Source organism: Fulvivirga sp. (assembly GCF_040218215.1).
In the GTDB taxonomy this organism is placed as follows: domain Bacteria; phylum Bacteroidota; class Bacteroidia; order Cytophagales; family Cyclobacteriaceae; genus Fulvivirga.
The window spans coordinates 64890-89217 of the sequence record NZ_JAVJQL010000010.1; the positions used below are offsets into that span (position 1 = coordinate 64890).

General features: G+C 38.9%; 22 protein-coding genes. 16 read left to right on the forward strand and 6 right to left on the reverse strand.

Translation table 11 applies throughout. The annotated features are described in order from the left end of the window. Window positions 1-75: 75 nt before the first annotated feature. From RIB54_RS03550 to RIB54_RS03560, 3 genes are all read right to left on the reverse strand, one after another. Entirely contained in the window at window positions 76-2736 is a 2661-nt protein-coding gene (locus tag RIB54_RS03550; RefSeq protein ID WP_350099311.1) for an ABC transporter permease, read from the reverse strand. Then, complete coding sequence (locus tag RIB54_RS03555; RefSeq protein WP_350067927.1) at window positions 2733-3065, reverse strand: PadR family transcriptional regulator; 333 nt, start codon at window positions 3063-3065, stop codon at window positions 2733-2735. Before RIB54_RS03555 ends, RIB54_RS03550 begins: the two co-directional genes overlap by 4 nt. 134 nt (window positions 3066-3199) lie before the next feature. After that, window positions 3200-5647, reverse strand: coding sequence for an ABC transporter permease (locus tag RIB54_RS03560; RefSeq protein ID WP_350099312.1), 2448 nt, complete (start codon window positions 5645-5647; stop codon window positions 3200-3202). Window positions 5648-5985: 338 nt separating this feature from the next. Between RIB54_RS03560 and RIB54_RS03565 the strand changes: the two genes are divergently transcribed. From RIB54_RS03565 to RIB54_RS03605, 9 genes are all read left to right on the forward strand, one after another. Continuing rightward, a complete protein-coding gene (locus tag RIB54_RS03565; RefSeq protein WP_350099313.1) occupies window positions 5986-8463 on the forward strand; it encodes a TonB-dependent receptor in 2478 nt (825 codons plus the stop codon). A 190-nt stretch (window positions 8464-8653) separates the two neighbouring features. Beyond that, window positions 8654-9115 (forward strand): hypothetical protein, encoded by a 462-nt coding sequence (locus RIB54_RS03570; RefSeq protein ID WP_350099315.1) that lies wholly within the window; start codon window positions 8654-8656, stop codon window positions 9113-9115. Between the two features lie 442 nt (window positions 9116-9557). Continuing rightward, entirely contained in the window at window positions 9558-9860 is a 303-nt protein-coding gene (locus tag RIB54_RS03575) for a type II toxin-antitoxin system RelE/ParE family toxin (protein ID WP_350099316.1), read from the forward strand. Between the two features lie 264 nt (window positions 9861-10124). Beyond that, window positions 10125-11480, forward strand: a complete 1356-nt coding sequence (locus RIB54_RS03580; protein WP_350099317.1) for an amidohydrolase family protein — start codon at window positions 10125-10127, stop codon at window positions 11478-11480. A 136-nt stretch (window positions 11481-11616) separates the two neighbouring features. Further along, window positions 11617-12021: a hypothetical protein gene (locus tag RIB54_RS03585; protein ID WP_350099318.1), complete on the forward strand. Its 405-nt coding sequence runs from the start codon at window positions 11617-11619 to the stop codon at window positions 12019-12021. 149 nt (window positions 12022-12170) lie between these two features. Next, window positions 12171-12632: a RidA family protein gene (locus RIB54_RS03590; protein ID WP_350099319.1), complete on the forward strand. Its 462-nt coding sequence runs from the start codon at window positions 12171-12173 to the stop codon at window positions 12630-12632. 26 nt (window positions 12633-12658) lie between these two features. Continuing rightward, window positions 12659-13195, forward strand: a complete 537-nt coding sequence (locus RIB54_RS03595) for a GrpB family protein (RefSeq protein WP_350099320.1) — start codon at window positions 12659-12661, stop codon at window positions 13193-13195. A gap of 216 nt (window positions 13196-13411) precedes the next feature. Then, window positions 13412-14047 (forward strand): hypothetical protein, encoded by a 636-nt coding sequence (locus tag RIB54_RS03600; RefSeq protein WP_350099321.1) that lies wholly within the window; start codon window positions 13412-13414, stop codon window positions 14045-14047. Window positions 14048-14149: 102 nt separating this feature from the next. Continuing rightward, entirely contained in the window at window positions 14150-14773 is a 624-nt protein-coding gene (locus RIB54_RS03605; RefSeq protein ID WP_350099322.1) for a hypothetical protein, read from the forward strand. A gap of 30 nt (window positions 14774-14803) precedes the next feature. Here the strand turns inward: RIB54_RS03605 and RIB54_RS03610 are convergent, their stop codons facing one another. The 3 genes from RIB54_RS03610 to RIB54_RS03620 form a co-directional block, all read right to left on the reverse strand. Next, window positions 14804-17410: an ABC transporter permease gene (locus RIB54_RS03610; protein ID WP_350099323.1), complete on the reverse strand. Its 2607-nt coding sequence runs from the start codon at window positions 17408-17410 to the stop codon at window positions 14804-14806. Between the two features lie 4 nt (window positions 17411-17414). Next, on the reverse strand, window positions 17415-17741 hold the full coding sequence (locus RIB54_RS03615) for a PadR family transcriptional regulator (RefSeq protein ID WP_350067910.1): 327 nt from the start codon (window positions 17739-17741) through the stop codon (window positions 17415-17417). A 196-nt stretch (window positions 17742-17937) separates the two neighbouring features. After that, window positions 17938-18684 (reverse strand): NIPSNAP family protein, encoded by a 747-nt coding sequence (locus tag RIB54_RS03620; RefSeq protein WP_350099324.1) that lies wholly within the window; start codon window positions 18682-18684, stop codon window positions 17938-17940. 147 nt (window positions 18685-18831) lie between these two features. Between RIB54_RS03620 and RIB54_RS03625 the strand changes: the two genes are divergently transcribed. From RIB54_RS03625 to RIB54_RS03655, 7 genes are all read left to right on the forward strand, one after another. Further along, window positions 18832-19506 carry a DUF8737 domain-containing protein gene (locus tag RIB54_RS03625; RefSeq protein ID WP_350099325.1) on the forward strand — a complete coding sequence of 225 codons (675 nt, stop codon included), beginning with the start codon at window positions 18832-18834 and terminating at the stop codon, window positions 19504-19506. Between the two features lie 63 nt (window positions 19507-19569). Beyond that, a complete protein-coding gene (locus RIB54_RS03630; protein ID WP_350099326.1) occupies window positions 19570-20004 on the forward strand; it encodes a MarR family winged helix-turn-helix transcriptional regulator in 435 nt (144 codons plus the stop codon). Between the two features lie 77 nt (window positions 20005-20081). Further along, entirely contained in the window at window positions 20082-20507 is a 426-nt protein-coding gene (locus RIB54_RS03635; RefSeq protein WP_350099327.1) for a nuclear transport factor 2 family protein, read from the forward strand. Window positions 20508-20697: 190 nt separating this feature from the next. Continuing rightward, on the forward strand, window positions 20698-21054 hold the full coding sequence (locus RIB54_RS03640; RefSeq protein ID WP_350099328.1) for a VOC family protein: 357 nt from the start codon (window positions 20698-20700) through the stop codon (window positions 21052-21054). Between the two features lie 379 nt (window positions 21055-21433). Then, window positions 21434-22288 (forward strand): prephenate dehydratase, encoded by an 855-nt coding sequence (locus tag RIB54_RS03645; RefSeq protein WP_350099329.1) that lies wholly within the window; start codon window positions 21434-21436, stop codon window positions 22286-22288. Then, the gene (locus RIB54_RS03650; protein WP_350099330.1) at window positions 22285-23445 is read left to right on the forward strand and encodes a pyridoxal phosphate-dependent aminotransferase; all 1161 of its coding nucleotides are present in this window, start codon (window positions 22285-22287) and stop codon (window positions 23443-23445) included. The genes RIB54_RS03645 and RIB54_RS03650 overlap by 4 nt, the downstream gene beginning before the upstream one ends. After that, complete coding sequence (locus RIB54_RS03655) at window positions 23445-24326, forward strand: prephenate dehydrogenase (RefSeq protein ID WP_350099331.1); 882 nt, start codon at window positions 23445-23447, stop codon at window positions 24324-24326. Before RIB54_RS03650 ends, RIB54_RS03655 begins: the two co-directional genes overlap by 1 nt. The last annotated feature ends 2 nt before the right edge of the window (window positions 24327-24328 follow it).

Genomic DNA, 24328 nt, shown 5'->3' on the forward strand with positions numbered 1-24328 from the left:
ATTCAGACCTCAAAACCAATTAAAGATCATGAGGTCTGATAACATTTGTAGATACCAGAAGTTAAAAAAATATTCTTATTCATACTTCAAAGTCTCTGCTGGACTTAAATAGGCAGACTTAACGGCATGATAACTCACCGTTACCAGTGCAATCAAAAGTCCCAAACCCATACTTATGGCAAAAATAGGCCAGCTTATTTCAATACCATATTCAAAGTCCTCCAGCCACATATTCATGGCATACCATGACAATGGAGAAGCTATAACAAAAGCTATCATCGCCAGCCAAATGTACTGACGGTTAAGCAATACAAAAATGTTCATGACCTCTGCACCAAATACTTTTCGTATTCCCATTTCTTTTGTTCTGTTGATGGCATTAATGCCTGCTAGCCCAAATAGGCCGAGACATGAAATCAAAATGGCAAAAAGTGTAGCCAGCCCCATGATACTCATCCAGCGTTCATAAGAAGCATACTGGCGGGCTATATCCTCATCCATAAACGTATAATCAAACGGCTTGTCTGGCGATAGTTCATTCCAAACAGCTTGAAGTTTATCCACTGCATTGGGCAGCTCGCCAGGCTTAATTTTTATCAGCATCTGTTGAAGGTACCCCACTTGTTCTTTATCCATAGACAGGAACATTGGCTCGATGGTTCTTTCTAATGAAAGGAAGTGATAATCTTTAACCACGCCAACAATTTTTGAGCCCAGAGAGGCTGAGTCTTCACGCCAGTTTAAATGTTCTTCCAAGGGGTTTTCCCAACCCATGTCTGCTACCAAGGCCTCATTCACTATTATATCTGTTGAGTCATTCACACCATCGGTCAAGAAGTTTCTGCCTTCGGCCATTTCAATATCCAAAACCTCTATGTATTGAGGATCTACAGCAAAAACATAGGCAGACCTATACTCATTATCAATTTCATAACCATATCTGGAATAACCCTGATTGAAAGATAAACTGGTGCCAGCCACACCACTTACAAATGATTCCTGTGCAAGTCGGGTGCGCATCCTTTCTACCGCTTTGTTAGACTCTTCATTCCAGCCCATTTGAGTAGGAACAACAACTACCTGCTCCTGATCATACCCCAAATCTTTGGTAGTAACATACTCCATTTGTTGATACATAATCACGGAGCTAATAATCAAAAAAGCCGACAGAGCAAATTGCAAAACAACCAATGGTTTGGTGAAGCCTGCTTTCATTTTGGTGGTAAATCCTCCTTTTAATACTTGAGATGGTTTAGCAGCTGATAAATAAAAAGCAGGGTAAAAACCCGAGATTAGACCTACCACAACAGCTAATCCTATTCCAATACCAAACACTTGCATTATTGTGATGGCGTCAAATGATAATTCCTTATTGGTAAACTCATTGAAAGCAGGTAGAAAAATAAACATCAAAATGATGCCTATGACCATAGAAAGAAAAGCCAAAATCACTGACTCAAAAGCAAATTGGTTGATTAATTGTCCCCTTTGTGCTCCAACGGACTTCCTGACCCCTACTTCTGTTTGTCTTGCGGCTGAAGCGGTTAAGGACAGAGAAATATAATTGATACAAGCTATCAACAATATAAGGAAAGCAATGCCACCGAGTATCATAGCGTATTTCGGATCACTGGATTTGGTCCATGTTATCTGAGTATCTAAATGAATGTCCTGAAAGCCTGTTAACTGATATTCAAAAGGCTTTATGCCTTCTGGGATACTGTATTCCTTAACATTTCTTGCTAAGACATCCCCCATATATTTGTCTACGATCTTCGCCAGGCTTTCATTCACGGCCACCACATCCGCATTATCAACCAATTGAATAAAAGTAGGAGTATTAAAATTTTGCCAACTCTCCACGTTCTTATCATAATAAGGTCGTACTGTTTGAGAAACCAGCATATCAAATTGCAGGCTTGAATTGGCAGGTGGAGAGGTAATAATACCTACAACCGCGAATTCATTTTCACCCTGAATATCAATCTTCAAGGTTTTGCCCAGCACATCCTGACTATCAAAATACTTTTCTGCTATCTTGGGTGTAAGTACCACCTGATACTTTTCAGAAAGAAACTGATCCACATTACCTGCTAAAGTTTCGAATGAAAACATCTTGAAAAAATCCGGGTCTATATAGGCTAATTGCTCAGTAAAAACCTTCTCACCATTGGCTACAATGGCATTTCCTCCCCCATTGAACCGAGTTGCAAATTGCACTTGCGGCACTTCTTCTTTCAAAACTGGCCCTAACCCCGTTTGTATGTACGCTGAATAATTGTAAGGCTTATCCGGTTCTGGATCCCAAAAATCATAAGCCTTCTCTTCCACCCTATAAATCTTATGACTGTTTGCATGGAATTTGTCGAAACTCTTTTCATCCTTGATGTAAAGAAATATGAGGATGCAGAATGCTATACCAATGCTTAGACCGAAAGCATTGATAAATGAGAACATCTTTCTTTTGGCCATGTTGCGGCCTGCTGTTTTAATGTAATTGCTGATCATAATTGTGTTGATTATTGAGAAATTTGAGTTGTTGCGTAATAAAATTTCCGGCCTGACAAACCGAAGGGTGTTCCACCAATACCTTCTTTTGGCCTTTTTTTCGCCTAAAGTTTCTAAGTCATCGTAAAACTGCTCTTCCAAATCACCGATGATACCCTCGAAAAGATATTCCGGGCATATGTTTTCTAAAAACCTTGTGATTCTTTGAGGCGGTCTCACGTCCTTCATATACCTGCCATTTTTAATTCAGGGAGCATTTTCCAAAGCTTAAGGCGCTGCTCTTGCAAACTTTGTAGCACACTAATCCCAGCACTGGTCAACTCGAAATATCGCTTCCTTCTGCCTCCACGCTCCTGCGTTGCCCCTCCCATAAACGACTTCACCAGTCCCTTATCTTCCAATCGGTATAATGTGACGTGCACAGCACTTAAATTGAGACTTCGGTCCAGTTGATCTTGCACTTCCTTTACTATAGCATTGCCGTAGGCCTCTTCTTTCAGTATGCCTACCATGGTTAGCATTAGCTCTTCAAATTCTCCCAGGTATGTCTTATTCATTAGTATATAAAATGTTAAACTAATAGCAAGATACAATTTTTCTCTATTTCTATAATAATTGTTGTACAAATAAAGATTATCAAAACCTCCTAGGTTTATTTGCTCTGAGAAGATAAACCTAGGAGGTTTTCTCGTTACTCATATTTCAAAGTTTCCGCAGGTTGCTTCATCGATACCTTAATAGCGTTATATGATATCGTAATCAACGCAATAACCAAGGTTAATCCACCAGTCAGGGCGAAAACCCCTACACCAACATCTACGCGATAAGCAAATGATGCCAGCCATTGGTCAATGACATACAAAGTCAGTGGTATACTTATGACCATTGAAATCAGGATTAATATGATATACTCTTTTGAAAGCATGGTCAGGATCAAACCCTGAGATGCGCCAAGCACTTTTCTTATGCTCACCTCTTTGGTTCTATTTTCCATATTTAATGATGCCAATGCAAACAAACCCATGCAACCAATGACGATGGCCAATATCGAAGCTATTGATACTATTTTAGATAAGTTCTGCTCAGAGCTGTACTGGGTGGCCAGCGTTTGATCAATAAAATCATATTGAAATTCTTCACCATTGGTCACTTTGTCCCAAACCATTTTCATACTTGCTATCCCCTCTTGTAGTTTGTTGGCCTCCAGACGGACAAAAACTTTTGGAAATGGATTACTTCCTATACCCACATTTTCGATACCCGGAAAAATAATGCCGGGGTTCATTACCATAAGTAAAGGCTCTACCTCTGCGTGTAAACTATTGTAATTAAAATCTTCAACAACACCGATAATTTCATGGTCTTCGAAATTTTTTCCTGGCAGTTGTTTGCCAATAGGGTCATCAAACCCAAATGCACTGGCAAAAGCCTGATTGATAATAATGGCCCTGCGTCCATCAGAAAGATTGTTTTTATCAAAGGCCCGGCCTTCTACCACTTTCATTTTCATAGACGGGATAAATTGAGCATCGGCAACCAACATATCAAAAGTCCTGTAGTTATCCTGGGTATCTGTAAAACCTACATTCGTCCAGCCACCAGAGCCAAACGTATGATTAGCGACCCCTGCTGTCATTACCCCTTCTTTGCCATCAAGTTCATTAAGCATCAATTGGGCTGTTTCCATTCCTTTATTCACTCTATCAACCAGCCCACCACCGGGCTCCACATTTAACTGGGTAACAATTACCTGCTCTTTATCAAAACCAAGGTTTTTGCTTTGCAGAAAGCTTAACTGGTCCTGCATTAAGAGCGTTGTGCTAATCAAGAAAATGGTTAAAACAAACTGTGTGGCCACAAGGGCTTTGCGCAGACCTTGTTTATTGCCTACATTGGATTTACTTCCTTTTAATATGGAAACAGGCTTGAGCCCCGATAGTAACAATGCCGGATAACTCCCTGATATTATACCTATAACCACCAGTAGCAGAACCACGCTCAATGCCATAACCGCATCGAACTCAAACAACAATTGCTTGCCTGATAATTCGTTAAAAAGATTGAGACTGATCTTGGCCAATAACATACCTATGCCTATTGATATAAATGCCGTAACTACCGCTTCACTGAGGAATTGGGCCATCAACTGATTTTTACGGGCACCGACTACCTTTCTCACTCCTACCTCTCTTGCCCTGTTGATGGATTTGCTTACTGAAAGGGTCACGAAATTGATACAGCCCAATAACAATATAAGACCTGCAATGGCCACAAGGATATAGGCATATTTAGGGTCACTTACAGGGGCTATGCCAACAGGCATTTCATTGTTTAAATGAATATCCAATAAAGGCTGTAATCCAATTTGATATTGACCCTCCACATAATCTTCACCCAAAGCATTTTTCAACAATGCAGAGGTCTTGGCTATTATATCTTCAGCCTTTGCTGTTTCATTAAGTAAAAAATAGGTCTCCGGATTTACATTATACCAACCATTCATCGCCCTTTCTCCAACCATTACATCATTGTTCAGATCTGAAATCATGATATCAAAGGAAATACTTGTATTGGTAGGCATATTCTCTACTACCGACTTAACAGTGAAAAGACGCTGGCCGTCACCAATATCCATGGCAATGTCTTCACCAATAGGGTTATCAAGGCCAAAAAGCTTTTGGGCAGTTTTTTGAGTTATAATGGCAGCATTTTTATCATCAAGCGCCAGGTCTGGCTTACCGTACAAAGCTTCAAAATCAAACAAGTCGAAGAAAGGCTGTCCAGCCACTGTTATCTGTTCGTTGAAGGAATCCTCCCCCACCTTAATTTCCAGGTTCAGGTTGTTTATTCTGACATACTCTTCAACTTCACTGTAGTTGTCCTTCAATGCAGGGCCTAGCGGATATGGAGTTACGGTATTGAAGAAGGTCTCATTTTCTCCGTAATTCTCATAAGTCCAACCTCGGTAAATCCTGTCCGCTTTGGAATGAAAATCATCAAAGGTCCATTCGTCTTTTACAAACAGGATAATCAGCAGACAGCAGGCTATACCTGTAGATAAACCGGCAAATGTGATAAATGAGTGTAGTTTGGCTTTCCAAATGTTACGAAAAGCAATTTTGATGTAATTGGTGAGCATGGCGTTGTGTTTTGAGTTGTTTGAGTTTTTTAAGTTTTGAATGTGTAATTACGTTAGAAACGAAACATAAACTCAAGTTAAAACTGTTAAAAAATGTGAACAGCACCCTATGAGATAACATGAACCATAGTATAACTGTACTGAACTTTAGAATTACTTCACCAAAATGCCAGCATAGTTGGAAGAAAATCATGTGAATTTCTTCAATGATAAACGGTACGGGTTTATAATAGCTATTTACCAATCATATAGCCACTTTTTCCATTCAACACAAGTTTAAAAATGATATGAACAAATGGATCAACAGTGCGTTCATTTGCAGATATAAAATTAATTTAATGAAGAATATTTTTACATTTTTATTAGTGTTGGCTGCTTCAAGCAGCATTTTTGCACAAAGGCCTGGAGGATTTAGTGGTGGAGCAAGCTCCCAAATAATGGGAAAGATCACCGGCCAAATTATTGACAGTCAAACCAAGGAGCCCATATCTTACGCTTCTATTGTAGTTAAGAAAGGCGACAAGCAAATTAATGGTACCATCTCTGAAAATGATGGCACTTTTAAGATACAGGATTTGCCTGTAGACAAATACACTGTGTTAGTATCATTTGTAGGTTATGAAACATCAACTTATGAAGCAGAACTAACGCCTAAAAATCCAGACTTTAATATTGGATCAATCAGTATGAGTGGGTCATTTCAGCAATTGGAAGAGGTGGTGATTGAAGGTGAAAAAGAGCTTATAGAAAACAGGGTAGATAAGATTGTTTACAATGCTGAGAATGATGTGGCCAATAAAGGTGGCGATGCATCAGATGTGTTAAGAAGAGCGCCATTGTTAAATGTGGATGTGGAAGGCAATGTTTCTCTCAGAGGTAGCCAGAATGTAACCATTCTTGTGAATGGTAAACCGTCATCAATGTTTGCGAGTAACCCTGGAGATGCGCTTAAGTCTATACCTGCCGATAATATCAAGAATGTAGAGGTGATCACTTCTCCATCCGCTAAATATGATGGTGAAGGAACTGCCGGTATTATTAATATTATTACCAAAAAAAGTACTCCTGAAGGTTTCGCTGGAAGCATAGATGCTTCAGTGGGTAACCTATCAAACAGAGGCGTATTGAACATCAATGCTGGCCGTGGCCGATTTGGATTCAATACCAGTGCCAGTGCTTTTTATTCTCCTACCAGAGAAGGCGATTTCAAGTTTTACAGAGAGGATATCATCAATAACCAAAGCAGGATATTGCAGGAGTCAGGCCCGAATGAGTCTAACCGTTTAGGCTTTTTTGGTACTGCCAGTGCATTCTATGATTTTAATGCATTTCATAGCTTCTCAACTTCATTTCGTTTGAGAGGCTTCTCATCCGACAGGGATAATTTGGTCAATGGCTCTTTTGTAGATCCTGCCAATAGCATCAACCAGCAGTACCTAAGAAATACTGAATCGGAGAATTTGTTCAGCGGGTACGAATGGTCACTGGATTACATCTACAAATTCCCTGAAAAGAAAGGTCAGGAATTATCCCTCTCTTATAAAATAGATGGCAATGTTCAGGATCAGGAGTTTGTGATCACCCAGCAAGACCAGGTGGGCAGCGATCAAACATTATTTCAGGACGAAAGAAATGTGAATGATGGAAATAATACAGAAAATACGATTCAGGCAGACTATGTACATCCTGTTAATGACAAAGTAAAAATAGAGATGGGAGCCAAAACCATCCTTAGGGATGTGGAGAGTGATTTCGAATTTGAGTCTTTAAACACTGCCACCGGAAATTACGAGACAGACCCTAACAGAACCGATGTATTCTATTACGAGCAGGATGTTGTAGCAGGATATTTATCATCCACTGCCCAATTAACCGATAAATATGGTCTGATTGCAGGTGTAAGGTATGAGTACACTGAAATTACAGGTGACTTTGATGTGACAGATGCTCCATTCTCAAATGACTATGCCAACTGGTTGCCTTCTATTACGGTAAGCAGAAAAATTGGAAAGTTCAATACATTAAAAGCCAGCTATTCAAGAAGAATTCAAAGGCCTAGCTTAAGGGTAATTAACCCATATATTCAAATCAATGGTAACAGAAACCAGAGCGCTGGTAACCCGGAACTTGATCCGGAACTTACCGACCAGTATGAAGTGAGCTATGGCATGTTTATCAAAGGCTTTGCCATCAATACGTCATTGTTCTACAGAAAAACAACGGACATCATTGAGAGCTATCTTGATATTGATGATTCCGGACTTTCTTCAACCACATTTAGAAATATTGGTGAAAGCGAATCTTACGGAGTCAATTTCTTTTCTTCCGTAACCATCAAGAAGAACATTACCCTTAGAGGTGGGCTTAATGTCTATACCTACATTGGTAGCGGTACTGTAGATGGTGTGGCACTATCAAGAGAAGCCGTAATTTGGGATGGAAACCTTAACGGAAGTATTAAAATGGGCCGTGGCTGGAGAACTGACCTATTCGGATTTTACAGGCCGCCAAGACAAACATTGCAAGGTACAAACCCATCATTCTCACTATTTACCATGGGCGTGAACAAAGAAATCAATGATAAGGTGAGCCTTGGGCTGCGTTTGGTGGAACCATTCTTTGCTAACAAAAACTTCGGCAGTGAGCTTAAAGGCGCTAATTTCATCCAGACGACAGATACCAATATTCCATTCAGGTCCTTTGGTCTGAACCTTACTTACAAATTTGGCAAGCTGGATTTCAAACAGCGCCAGCGCAGAACCAAGATCAATAACCAGGATCAGGAGGGTGATGATGGCTCAAGTCAGCAGTTTTAAATTGCAACTATAATCTCATTTAGTTAGTCACTTCGAAGGAGGTACGACTGAGAAGTCTCCTAAATACCCAGGAGACTTCTTTGTTTTTTGCGTTTCGTATCGAGCTGACTCATCTATTCTTATATTAGTAAATAAATATAATGCGGATAAACGCATTGTTGATATCCGGTTCTTGCAATCAATTTTATTGGTGAAGTACATAATTATAGTATATATCGCGTTTGGATTTGTCTTGTCTTCTGTCTTAGGGATAGAATATCCTTGTAGCGGACAGGATATGTTTCCAGAATATACCGGGAGTCCATTTATTTTCCGACAGAAATCATTTGGTAGTTCTATGACACATTACTATAGTGTCACTGGGTTAGTTATAAATACTGGCATTTGGACTGTAGTTCTTCTGCTCATTAGACGGTCAATTTTAAATTTGATTGAGCGAAGTGGGAATAACAAAGGATTTAAGAGTATTCACAGAGGAATGGTTGGATTCTTGATTCTGTTCACAACTTTGAATATTGGCATTGGATACATAATGTTGGGGAATGGGTTTCAAGAAGGTCTGAATTATTGGTATTTCAATTTAGACCAAGAAGCTAAAGAATGGGGAGTGGATTGCGAAGGACGAATTGGAGTATTCCTATATCCAAAATAAAACCAGACATGCCCAGTTTGTAATCTAAAATCTCTATCACAGAATCTGTGATCCTCTAAGTGTAAAACCTGTTATTGCCCGCCTGTCTGCCGACAGGCGAACTTGATCCGCAATCTTTTAGATGCTGAATTAAATTCAGCAGGATATTTCCTTAGTGAAAAAGAGACTATGGTTTGTGTATGTGCCGCAGTTTACATCCATTATGACTAAAGTTTCTGTTTCATTATATTTACGAAATGACTATTGAACAACGAAAATTGGAGCTAATCACTTGGATAACCGCTATCCAAAATGAAGATGTGCTTAAACGCCTTGAAGATTTTCGTAATAATCCAGAACCAAAAATCCCTAACACTATACTTGAACTTCTGCATGAATCTAGTTCAGCCAAATTGGAAGATTGCATTGAACATACGAGTGCTCGTGAACTTTTGGGTCGTAAATGAGAACGGTTTGGACACCTCTCGGTCTTAAGTCCCTGGAAAAAACCACTAATTTCATTGAGGAACAATGGAATGGAAAAGTAGCAGACGCATTTCTTGAGCAGCTTGATAATCGTATTGAACAGCTGGAAGCAAATCCACATATTGGACCAACGTATGAAAAATCCGAATATCGACAACTATTGATTCATCCACTGGTTACGCTCTATTACCAACTAAAAGCTGATTATATAAGTCTTGTTCTGGTCTGGGCTAACAAACAAGATCCAGAAGAACTGCGAGAAGAATTAAAACGGGTTTGAAGATATGGGATGGTAAAATACCACCCAGTTATCCAAGATTTATAATCTGCAATCTCTATCTCAAGACCTGTGATCCTCAACACGTAAAACATGTCATTGGCTGCCTATTCGGTAGGCAGGTGGGCTTGATCCGCAATCTTTTAGATGTTGAATTTAATTCAGCATGACCTTTCCTTTGTAAAAAGGAGACTTCTCACTCCCCTGCGTTTCGTATCGAAGTAACGATTTTATTGCATTTCAATCAAACTGGCTTATTTTAGGTTGATGAAAAAGTTATCAACCTTACTCCTAGTCATAATATTTATTTCCTGTCAAAAAAAACATGTAGAAGAGGTAGACCTTCTCCTTCTGCATGTTAATGTTATTGATGTTGCTTCAGGCACTATTACAGAAGACCAGCTGGTGGCCATAAAAGGCGATACCATTACGGCTGTTATGTCCTCTGACAATGCTGATGCCTACACCGCCAAAGAAACCATAGATGCCATAGACCAATTTGTAATGCCCGGCTTGTGGGACAATCATGTTCACTTCAGGGGTGGTGACTCACTGATTTCAGAAAATGAAGTCTACTTAAAAATGTTCCTAGACTTTGGCATTACCACAGTGCGCGATGCTGGTGGTGATATCACTCCGGCTGTAATGGAATGGCGCAAGCAAATTGCCGCAGGCACAATGGCCGGGCCCACCATCTTCACTTCAGGGCCTAAGCTTGATGGCTCAAAACCCGCCTGGGCAGGCTCCATAAAAATAGATTCTGTAGATGACATCGGCCCTGCATTGGACTCATTGCAAAGTATTGGTACTGACTATGTGAAGCTCTACGATGGCAACCTCACCAAAGCGATGTTTTATGAGATCATAAAGGCTGCTGAAAGTCGTGGGCTTAAAACCGCCGGCCACATGCCCATGTCTGGTGATATCAATACGGCTATTGACCTTGGCCTTGATGGCTCAGAGCATTTATATTACATATTAAAAGCCTGCTCACCTTTGGCCGATAGCCTTACAGAGCTTGGGCTGGGTTATGGCATGATGAACACGATATTGGATACTTATGACCCAGAGTTGGCAGAGACTCTTTTCAAAAAACTGGCTGATAATAAGGTAACGGTAACGCCTACCCTCTACATTATGAAGGTACTGGCCGAGCTGGCAGATACTGACCATAGCTCAGACTCACTATTATCAAAAATAGGTGATGGTATTATAGCCACTTACCAAAGGAGGATTGAAGGTGCTAGAAAAGCCAAAGCCAGCGGCAACACCAGCCGCTATGAAATGCGTGAGCTGGTAAAAACCATCATGCGACCGATGTACGATGCAGGTGTTAATATAGTCGCTGGCTCAGACTGTGGAGCTTCCAACTCCTACGTTTATCCGGGTGAGTCGTTGATAGGCGAACTGCAGCAAATGGTAGTTATGGGATTAACCCCACAGGAAGCCCTGACCACCTCGGTAGTCAATGGCCCAAAATTCTTTGAGTTAGAAAAGAAATATGGCGGTGTTGAAAAAGGAAAAGTGGCCGACTTGCTGATTTTAAAAGCTAACCCATTAGAGGATATTGATCATGTGCTGACGAAGGTTTTTGTAGTGAAGGGTGGGAAGTTGGTGCAATGAGACTAAGGCTTATCCCACTTCTTGAAGGCTAAATAAACTAAAAATTATTATAAATTAGTCTTAAGCATTTAGGTATTGTAAAAGTTATAATATCTCTTTGCTATCACTAACTTGACTTCAGTAATCAAAAGAAAACATGAGAATATTATTGCCGCTATTCATATTCATATCCTTCAATCTAAATGCACAACAGGTATCAGAGCAAGAATTAATTGGTGAATGGAAACCTGTAAAACTAGTCGAAATAAAAGGTGAAATACCGAATGAGATGAAGGAGCAAATCAATGTGATGCAAAATGCCTTTCTGAAAACAATATTTGTTTTTCGGAATGAAAATAAGTTTACGTTTGATTTCCCCTTTGAAGAAATGAGATTGACCAATGGATACTGGAAATTAGATAGTCAAACTGGAAATATTAGTATTTATGAAGAGGAAAATGAAAAGTCTTACTTCATGGGAATAACAGCTTCAAAAAAGGATGGCAAAATGATCTTCATGATGGAAGAAACATATTTTGCATTTGAAGTCAAAAAGGAATAAGGCTTGCAGTAAGTACCCAGCTTGCGCTCGTTTCAAAAACGAGTGCATTGACCTAAAGGCTTGCAAAGCGTATTTGAATCAGATACTTTTATAGATATCGGAAAAGTTCAGCTTATGCATAATCGTTGTGCGGCAGTAAAAACAAGATAATGACACCTAAAGAGAATTTAGACAAACTCGGATATAAACTTCCTGACATATCAACTCCTGGCGGAAGCTACCTTTCTGTAAATGTTCGGGGAAGCATTGCATATATAGCAATACAATTTCCCATTCTAAACGAAGAATATCTTTACCTAGGACGTTTAGGCGAAGACCTTACCACTGATGAAGGCTATAAAGCAATGGAACTTTGCGCTTTGAATGTTTTAGCACAAATAGATAATAAAGTTGGCTTTGAAAAAATTGAAGGGTTAAATCATATAGATGCCTACTTTCAATCGGGAGCAAATTGGGACGATTCACCAAAAGTAGTCAATGGAGCATCTGACTTATTCGTAAAAATCTTGGAAGATAAAGGTCAACATTCCAGGGCTATTTTTGGTGTAGATAAGCTTCCTCGAAACTTTAGTGTTGGCTTAACGGCATCGTTTACCATTAAAAACGAATAATTCTTTTAGAAAGAAAGTAATACCCTATGCTGATTCAAGAATATGAGCTTCAATGGGATCAAGATTTCCGAAAGATAAAGCTGGAAATAGAGAAAGGATTAATTGGGCTTAACATTAGCATCGAACATATTGGAAGTACATCAATTCCAAACTTAGCAGCTAAATCAATAATTGACATTGATCTAATCTATGGAACTGACACTGATTTTAACAAAGTTAAATCGGGATTATCTCAAATTGGATACTTACATAATGGCAATCAAGGCATTCTAAATCGAGAAGTTTTTAAACGTAATGCTGGACTGTCTAAGAATGAAATCTTAGATAATATAAAACACCACCTTTACGTTTGCCCTATTGACAGTGAAGAGTTAAACCGACATCTTCTGTTTCGCAATTATTTAAGAACAAACGAATGGGCCAGATTAAAATATCAGGAGTTGAAATATGAACTGGCCGAAAAAGCCGGTCAGAACAAACAACGTTATGCAGAGCTTAAAGAATTAAATGCCAAGGAGTTTATAAATTCTATAGTTGAAAAGTCCAAAATCAGCTCATCGTAGAGAAAATGAAAGCATTTCAATACTTCACCAAATGAGGCCAGGCAACCGTTGCTGCAACTAAGTTCAACATAATGTTAGCAATCATTATATTTCGATTGTATCTAAAAATTGATCACCTTTAGAAATAAACATTAACCAACACATTTAAGACCGAATTATGAAGCTCTCTTCTATCTATTATTTGGTAGTAATACTTTTCCTATTCAGTTATTCTTTATGAAAAAATTGATTAAAGTATTCGTTCTGTTTTTAATGATAATAAACTCCACATCCAGCTATTCTCAAGAGCTTGCTATGAATAAAGAAGTACAAGAAGTTATGCAACTCGGGAAAGACTCTATTGTACAGTTGGCCCTGGAGTTACTTGATGAAAAAGCCAGCGTTCAAAATTTTGGCAAAATCAAAGTCATGACCGATGGTAATGATGTGTATGTATCCTTTAGAAATCCGATAAAATATCTACCTCTAGAATCTGCCTTTTATTTTGACGCTCTGGTTCATGTTATTGAAAAAACCACCGGTAAAAGTCCCGTTTTTAATAGAATTGAACCCAATGAAGAGCCTATTACATTCTACAAACCAACTGAAGATACAGAGGTGAATATCCAATTTGTCACTGAAGCAATTAATAAAAGTGACGCAGTTGGCCAATTTGACGCAGCTAATTTTGATGATGATATGATAATCTATGAAAAGGAGAAATACTATGCTGTAAGTGTAGTTTCTGAAGGTCAAGAGTCATCTTACAAGATAGAAAAAGTATCAGGTAAGGTTTATGACGCAGAGCATGCCCACCTTGCCCCGCCTCCAATGGAAAGCGGAAACAAGGCGGTGTTCAAAGAGATTCATTAGTTGCCGACAATCAAACCTCAATGGTTCAAGAATAGCTATTATAGCGAAAAACTCATATACTAATTTGCCTTTAACAACGTTGAAGGAAGAAACCTAAGTAAGATGAAGTTTCTCTATCTGGTCACCATACTATTTGCCGTAATCACATTATCCTCATGTTCAAAAGAAGAAGTATCCCCACAGCAGTTAGCCAGTGAGTTTACTAATCTGGAAGTTGGTAACTACTGGGTTTATGAATGGTACGAAATATATCCTGACGGAACCGAAAGTAAATATAATGTAAGGGATAGTGTCTATATATCTACTGATACATTAATTGATGGTAGATCATTTATCGTTAGGCGCGGAACATTTTTAAAAAATAAAAGAACCGAAATCCTCCTTGACTCAGCGAATTCTCTTTACAAGTTTCCTTCAGAAGTATTACTATTTACACTTGATAAAACCAATGAAACAACCATTACCATTAAAGCAGGCGAAAACCCAATTGCAACAGTTAAATATATATTAAAAAGCAATTCAATAGTGGCAAATGTTCCGGCTGGAGAATTTGAATGCCTTAATTATGAAGGCATAGTTGAATCTCTTGATCCTGATTATCAATACGGAACCAGAATTAACTCAGATTTATATGCCAAGAATTTTGGACTTGTAATGAAACGTTGCCATTTGTATAACTCTCCAAACAATCTTGAAATGAGGTTAGTGAAATTTGGAAAGAATTAATGAATCTAAAAATCTCATATCAATCTAATGCTACTCACTTCTTAATGTATCTGCGGGGTTTAGCAAAGCCGCCTGTATAGACTTGAAGCTCATAGTAAAAAGTGCAATTCCTAAAGTCACTATGACGGACAACAGGATAACATCCAGCCCAATCGTTGTTTTGTACTCAAAACTTTGTAGCCACATATCCATGATAAAATAGGCCGCTGTAATACCTATAACTAACGAAACAACTATCTGTCTGGAGAAACCTTTGGAGAGAATGAGAATAATATTCCCTACAGATGCTCCCAACACCTTTCTAATACCAATTTCTTTAGATCGCTGGTAAGCAGTGTATGAAACAAGTCCGAAAAGCCCGAGACAGCCAATAAATATTGCCAGTATGGAAAATACACTGATCAACTCACTGAGATGTGCTTCTTTCTCATAAGAGCTATCAAGCTTATCAGCCAAAAAGGCATATTCAAATGGTTTGTGCGTTACGGTTTTAGACCAAATATCTTCTATAGACTTTAGTGTAGCGGTGAAATCGTCTGATACTATTCTCAGCATCATGTTGTTTCTTCCAAACCCTTCCCCTTCAACATTATATAGCACCAAGGGCTTTATCTTTTCATGAAGTGATGAGAAATGAAAATCCTTAACCACGCCTACTACATTGCCCCACTCTGAATTCCAAATTTTGATCCGCTGACCAATGGCATCTTCCGGAGTCCAGCCAAAAAACTTAGCGGCAGATTCATTGATAAGAAACTCATAGGCTTCCGTATTAGTAGTGCTCATTTCTCCTCCTGATATAGTTTCTAAGCCCAGGGTTTCTACATAATCATTATCTATATAACTGATTCTCATCAATTGCCTGTTCTCTTCGCCTTCTTTGATGGCCAATGTTGACTCATAGGAAATTTGCGATGGCAACTGACCAGTCACACTAGTCGCTTGCACATCGGCAAGTTTCTCAAATTGCTGTTTTAAAAGCTCAATCTGAGGTCTCGATTGAGGGTCTAATGGCAGGGAGATAATAAGATCTTTGTCATAGCCAAGGGTTTTGTTATTGACAAAAGATAGCTGCTTATATATCACAATGGTAGAAACAATAAGCACCACCGAAATGGAAAATTGAAAAACCACCAAAACCCTCCTCAACATACTGCCGGCTGATGAGTTTTTAAACCTTCCTCTAAGTACTCCAATAACTGAAAACCCGGAAAGGGCAAATGCAGGATATACCCCGGCAAGGAATGAAACACTTAACCAAATGATAACAAGAAATAAAGGTAACTGTGTGTCTGATAACAGATTTAAGTCAAGTTCTTTTGCCGCCAGGTTATTAAAAAGTGGTAAGAAGGAATATAAAAGTGCCAATGCCATCAGCACCGAAACGAAAGTGATAATAACAGACTCACCTAGAAATTGCCCTATTAGCTGAGTACGTGCAGCACCCATTACTTTTCTAACCCCAACTTCTTTTGCCCGCTCTACAGATCTGGCGGTAGCCAAATTCATATAATTAATGCAGGCAATGATAATAATGAGTAAACCAATACCTCCAAAAATATAAACGGTGGTAATATCACTAATAGGCCCAACTCCTGTTGACATACCATATTCAAGGTATATTTCATTGAAAGGCTTTAGCCCAATTTCAATTGGCAATTCCCCATTAAATCCTTTTTTCAAATCCTCCGTTATTTGACTTCTTAGTTGATCTATATTAGCACCGGGAACCAGCTCAACATAAGTGAGGTAGGCACTATTATCAAAACCAGAAATGTTGGCCATCTCTGGAAAAGTAGAGAAGCTCGCCAAAAAGTCAAATTGAATATGTGAGTTGCTAGGAGGGTTTTTAGCAATGCCTGTTATTTTAAATTCATCCTCTGCTCCTATTTGTAAAGTCGTACCCAATAAACTGTTTCTATTCCAATCAGTCCCAAAATATTTAGCGGCCATTTTTTCTGTTAGTATAACAGATTTAGGTTCTACCAAAGCAGATTTAGGATTCCCTTCAATAAGTTCAAATGAAAGCATGTCAAAGAAAGTGCTATCAGTGAAAACAAAGGAATTTTCCTCGGCCACCACATCACCATTTTTTACAACTCTTGACATAGGTGTTAACCTGACAAAACGCTGTACTTCAGGGTAGTTTTGCTCTAGCAAAGGGCCAACATTGGATGTAGCGCGGGCTGTAGGTAAAGTGGTATCACCAAAATGCCATGTAAAAGGCGTGGTATAGAGATTTTCTTTTTTTGCGTGGAATTGGTCAAAGCTGAGCTCGTGACTAACATAAAGATAAATGAAAGTAAAACAGACAATCCCCATTGTTAAGCCAGAGATATTAATCATTGAATAGCTAAACTGTCTGGTTAACCTACGAAAAGCAAGCAATAAGAATTTCCAAATCATGTCTTTTGTGTTTTTATTATGGTGTTCGTAGTGGCTTTTATAATTATAGGCATAGGGTTTAAGGCACTTGAGCACATTCCACAAATAAGCTCGTTTGGCAAATGCGCTTCCCTTTTCATTCTGGTCATGACAATATAGTTCATGTAAGTCTCCCTGCAATTCTTCAAAACGCTGAGCACTACAGTAAAGGGCCAATAACTTGTCCATCCATCGGGGCGGTTGTGGATGCATATCTTTACGCATTTGAGAGTCTTGGAATTTGTTGATACATGGAATAGCGTAATGCTTTGAGTCGAGCCAAAGCCTCCTCACCTGCTGAAGTAGGCATGAAATAGCGCTTTCTTCTACCCCCTCTTTCTGCAGTAGCACCCTCCATTTTAGAAGTTAAAAAATTCTTATCCTCCAACCGATAAAGTGCTGTATGAATGGCACTGATATTAATACTCTTCTTCAGCCGCTCTTCCAAATCCATTTTTATGCTGACAGCATAGGCCTCAACATCCAAAATACAAACAGACATTAATACTAACTCTTCGAAATCTCCCAGACTGGTTGCCTTCATTCTATTACCATCATAAATGTAAATATAATAGGTATACCGAATTGAAAACAAAAGGTTACAATCAGAATGAATTTTACTTAAAAGCCAGGTATTGAGATAATCCGTTACGAGAGTTAGTGGAAGCTAAATTAAGTTGACCTTTTTATTTTTAATTCCTTCTTATAATGGTTTGAATACTTCAATAAAATGCCAAAGCTTACAACTGAGAATAGCTCAATGGTTTTAGAAAAACACGGGTTATCTCGTTCATGGCATTAGCGTACTCCTCTAAGTCAACAATTCTTTTCCATTCGGGGTGGTTAACAAACTTAGCCCATTCCTCATCACGTTCATTCATATCACCAAAGGCCAGCAAATAAGTAAGACAAGGCATTTTATTACCCGCGATGTTAGCTCCAAAAAACACCATAGACATGTCTACTTCTGCAAAAATGTCAAACTCGCTATCATTAAACATTTTCACCTTCCTTCTCAGCGCATCTTCATTGTGGCTGTCATAAATCCTTAGCTCAAAAAGGTTTGCCTCATCAGCAGGTTTCATAAGTTCTGAAAACCCCGAAGTGGACCTGATAAGATCAACGCTTATCCTGTCATAAGGCATAGTCTCCTGAGCAGCGGTAAGATAAGATTTTGCTTCATTCTGATACTGAGTGTCATTCAACAATGCATCACCAGCAGACTGAAAGGCCGTGATATTTTCATATGGAATGAGTAAGTAGATCTTTCTGGGCAATGCCCCGCTGGTTTCTTCAAAGGCGCCTACATTCTTAATCCCCTGCCTGTTCAACGCTGGTATCAGTGCCTGCTCAAAATAATTGTGTAGCACTGCTGCAGGTTTAAAGTATTCCAATTTATAAGTTCTCAATTCATAAACCTGGTCTTGCGCAGTTGAAGTAAGAACACAGCAAAGTAGTATTAAAACAAAGAGTATCTGTTTTATCATGACATTAAAGGTTGGTGTGGTTCCAATATAGTTATTAACAATCTAATTTTCTAAAACATCATTTATTCAAGATTCTGGTTTTTGGAAAATCTATTTTTAGAAAATTTTTCGCAGATTTATAAGTGCATTATTAATAAATCTTCAGCTATGGAAACGCTACCCAATTATGTCGGCCTGGTATTTATTGCCATCACCACAGTCACCATTGCGCTCTTCTTCAAGGCTACCAACAAAAACAAAGTTGCACTTCTGTACATATTAGCTATGACTGTACTTGTAGCTGTTCTCAATGCTCAGGATTTTTTTCTGGATAATGACAGTATTCCACCCAGGTTCATACTATTCATTGCTCCAAGTATTGTGGTGGCAGCCATCACCTTTCTAACCAAAAAAGGCCGCGCTTTTATTGACAGTATTGACCTGGAAACATATGGGTATCTCCATACTGTGAGGGTAGCTGTAGAAATTGTCTTGTTATGGCTTTCTATCCATGCAGTGTTACCAGAGTCAATGACTTTTGAAGGAAGAAATTTTGATATCCTTTCAGGACTTAGCGCTCCATTGATTGCTTACTTCGGTTACAGACAAAAACGACTCCCCAATGGTGTTTTGCTGGCCTGGAATATTATCTGCCTTGCGCTGGTCTTACAAGTAGTGATAACAGGCATTTTATCAGTTCCATCACCCATTCAACAATTATCCTTCGATCAGCCCAACGTTGCCATACTTTACTTCCCATTTTCATGGCTGCCTTCCATTGTTGTTCCGGTGGTGATCTTTGGCCATTTGGTAGCTATTCGGAGAGCCCTACCGAAAATTTAATAAGATATAGTTGATATATCAATTATTAATATTATAATTGTAGTATCAATAATTGATATTGCAATGACAGGCGGTAAAATTGAAGATGTAATTCTTTTCCAGATTGAGAAGACCAGCAAAATTTCAAAGGTATATTCCCAAAGAGATTTTGATCGTCTTGGTCTGGGCATCACCATTGAGCAGTGGATTCTTCTTAAAATCATTGAAGAATTTGACCAAATGTCGCAGAAAGAACTGGCCGAAAAATCCCTACGGGATCCTGCTTCCATTACACGTACATTGGATTTACTTTCAAAGAAAGGACTTATCGAAAGACAGGCCATTGAGAACAATAGAAGGCAGTATAACATAAAACTAAGCTCGGCAGGAAAGACATTTGTTAAGAACAATATTGGGATAGTACAGAAACACCGCAGTAAGAGTGTAGAAGGATTTACTGCTGAAGAACTAAAAACGCTGGAAGGAATGCTGAAAAGAATTCAAAACAACATGTCATAAAAAAATTTATCCCTTTAATTGATATATCAACTATTGCATTATCACTAAATAAATTTTAAACTAAAAATTAAACACAAATGGACAAATCAATTTTAATCGGGCTTATAGGTATGCTGCTAAGCGCATGTGCTACTGCCCAACAATCAGAAACAGAAGCTATAAAAGCCACGATCAAAAACTTCTCAAATGCCGGAGATTTTAATGATGCCAAGACACTGGATAAATATCTCGATGAAAACTATCGAGTGGTTATGAATCAACTGTTTGGGAGTACGGAAGTTGTGATTATGCCGCGTTCAGTCTACCTGGAAAAGATAGCTTCAAAGGAATTTGGTGGTGACAGCCGTGACATAACCATTGAAAAGGTGCTTGTCAATGGAAATACAGCCAGTGCAAAAGTCACATTCAAAGGAACCAAAATGACATTTGTTTCTATCGTAACACTGGTAAAACATCAGAACGGAGAATGGAAAATGTTAAGTGATGTTCCGGTAGTCATTTAATTAAAATTTCCTAACTGCATTAATTTTTGAAATGAGGAGCGCAAGCTCCTTATTTTTTTACCTTTAAACTCCAATAAGCAATGTATTACTGCAGATAATAACAAAATCATACTAAAGTATTAGGCGGATAAAATCTAAAAACTGCTATTTAGATTTATATAATTAAACTGTCCAAAATACTATATAGAATATGAAACTAGGAACATTTTCACTTAGCCTTTCCGTTAAGGACATAACAGTCAGCCTCAACTTTTATACAAAACTAGGATTTGAAGTTATTGATGGCGGTCATATCCACGAGGGATTTAAAGACACCGATAAAATGAAATGGCGAATCATTAAAAATGAATCCGTTAAACTGGGCTTATTTCAGGGTATGTTCGGTGATAACATACTCACTTTTAATCCGGAAGATGTATTGTCCATCCAAAATGACCTTAAATCAAAAGGCCTAACACTAATTAAAGAAACCTCGGCAACCGAAGTAATGAAGTCAATCATGCTTGCCGACCCCGATGGAAATCAAATAATGATGGATCAACATTAGATTGACCCAAATCATAAGAAAAAGAATTTAAAAGGAGGCAGCAATCGTTTTCGATAAATAACATCTTCACTTTTTTATTATTTATTGTTGGATACAAAAAATTAAATAGCATATTTACCGAAGTAATGAACACGACAAGTACTTATACAACATATTTTAGCTTTTACTTTTTTTACTTTAAGTAATTAAAGGAGGCACCGTTGTATATATAAAAATAGCATGAGGCCTCCAATTTGGAGGCCTTTTTTTATGTCTTGTTTGTAACGTCATTTCGAACGAATGAGCCATCAGCGAATGAGTGAGAAATCTCCTTAAGTTGAACGGAGATTTCTCTCCCGGCAAACCGGGGATCGAAATGAGGATAACTAATAAAGTACAGATGAACGAAAACGTAGAGACATTGACAGCACACAAAATTGCCATTCAGGGGTATGAAGGCAGTTTTCATCAGATAGCTGCTGAAGGTTATTTTCATGAGTCAATTGACATTATCCCGTGCCCTTCGTTTTCGGATCTTGCCTACAAATGCAGCGATGCCTCGATAACAGATGGCGGGGTTATGGCTATTGAAAACTCCATTGCAGGAAGTATTCTGTCAAACTATCAACTGCTTCAGGGCGCTGATCTTTTCATCAAAGGTGAAATCTACTTGCAGATCAGTCAGCATTTAATGGCGCTGCCAGGTCAAACGGTCAATGATATTGTGGAAGTGCGCTCCCACCCTATGGCCATTTACCAGTGCCGACAGTACCTGAAGAATTACCCGAATATGAAACTGGTAGAGGCCGAAGATACGGCCTTGAGTGCCAAACAGGTGCGAGATAACAATTTGGTAGGTGTAGCGGCTATTGCTAGTAAAAGGGCTTCCGAACTTTACGATCTGGAAATTATTGCGCCTAACATAGAGACGGTTCATAACAACTACACTCGGTTCCTTATTCTCGGGCGTCAAGCCAATGATGTAGATGAGTCTGCTAATAAAGCTTCTTTATACTTTGGAGTTAATCATGAACCTGGAAGTTTGGCCAAGGCATTGACAGCTCTAGCGGAAATCAATGTTAATGTTTCTAAAATTCAGTCCTTCCCAGTCATCAAAAAAGAGTGGGAATACTATTTCCATCTTGATGTTGAGTTTGAAAACCTTGAGCAATATGAGCAGGGACTTGAGGCATTGAAAAAATACAGCAATAAGCTGAGAGTATTAGGGCTTTACAAAAAAGGGATAACGCTATGATAACTATTGCGGATAGAATATCGGGCGTTGAAGAATACTACTTCTCTAAAAAATTGAGAGAGATAGCTCAGCTTAGAGCTGAAGGAAAAGATATTATCAATCTCGGTATTGGTAGTCCTGACCTTAAACCGGCTGATTCGGTTATTGATAAACTAAAAAATACTGCCGAGAAGGACAATGTACATGGTTACCAGAGCTATAAGGGTACTCCGGCTTTAAGAAATGCTTTTGCCGCATGGTATAAGAAATACTATCAGGTGGATTTGAATCCTGAAACTGAGATTTTACCACTGATCGGATCTAAGGAAGGTATCATACACATTTCCATGACCTACCTAAATCCTGGTGATGAAGTGCTTGTACCTAACCCAGGCTACCCGGCTTATGCCGCATCGGCAAGGCTTACAGGTGCCACTTGCAGGTATTACACCCTTAGTGATGAACAAGGCTGGCTTCCTGATTTGAAGGCATTGGAAAATACTGATCTGAGCAAGGTCAAAATGATGTGGGTGAATTACCCCAATATGCCAACGGGTACAAGTGCCAGTGTTGCTCTTTTTGAGCAATTAAAAGCCTTTGGAGAGCGCTATGAGATTTTAATCTGCAACGACAATCCGTACAGCTTCATACTCAATGATCAACCTTTGAGTATGCTATCCGCAGGACTTTCAGATTATGTATTGGAGCTCAACTCATTGAGCAAATCGCACAACATGGCAGGCTGGAGAGTGGGAATGATTGCAGCCAGTGAGCAGCACATCAACAACATCCTGACCTTCAAAAGCAATATGGACTCAGGTATGTTTTTAGGCATTCAGGAAGCAGCTGTTGAAGCACTTAACCTCGGTGATGACTGGTATGCCTCAGTTAACAAAACTTATAAAGAACGTAGAGCTGTAGTTTGGCAGATCATGGATACACTTGATTGTAGCTATCATAAAGATCAGGTGGGCATGTTTGTCTGGGCCAAAATCCCGGAAAGTATTGCTGATGTAGATGTCATGATCAATGAGATCTTATATCAGGCCGATGTGTTTATTACCCCGGGATTTATTTTTGGGGATAATGGCAAACGATACATACGCATCTCGCTCTGCGCACCAGTTGAGACATTTAAAAAAGCATTAGAAAGAATTGAACATATAAAGAACAAATAATGATAGTAACAGTAATTGGAACAGGATTAATAGGCGGCTCGATGGCGCTAGATTTGAAAAAGAGGCGATTGGCCACTACCGTTTTAGGTGTTGATAAAAACAGCATCCATCTGGCCAAAGCGCTGGAAGTAGGCATTATTGATGAAGCAAAATCATTGGAGGAAGCAGTGCCTTCTTCTGATCTTGTCATATTGGCGATACCAGTGGATCATGCACCTGAGGTATTAACAGCAGTGCTTGACAACATCAAGCCAGAAGCCACCGTGATAGACGTTGGTTCTATTAAGCAAAACATCTGCTCTGCCGTAGCAAATCACAAAAACAGAAGCCAGTTTGTGGCTTGTCACCCAATAGCAGGTACTGAGTTCTCAGGCCCTGACGCTGCCCATTATTATTTGTTCGATGGAAAAGTAAATATCATTTGCGATGCTGATCATAGTAGTGCATCATCTTTGGCAACAGCCGAGAAAGTGTTTGAAACCTTGAAGATGAAAATTATAAAAATGGATGCGGCTGAGCATGACAGACACATTGCCTATGTTTCGCATTTGTCTCATATCACCTCTTTCACATTAGGGCTTACTGTACTTGATATAGAGAAAGATGAGAAGAGTATCTTTAACATGGCGGGTAGTGGTTTTGCCTCCACGGTACGTTTGGCCAACAGTTCAGCCAATATGTGGGCACCTATCTTCCATGAAAACAAGGAAAACCTGGTAACCGCAATTGATGCTTATGTTGGTAAACTTAACGCTCTGAAGCAAATGATTCAACAGGATGAGTTGCACAAAACACATGAGCACATTGCTTCAGCAAACGAGATAAAAAGAATTTTGGATGGTATAGAACTAAAAGGTCAGGAGGCCGCTTTAAATAACTAATT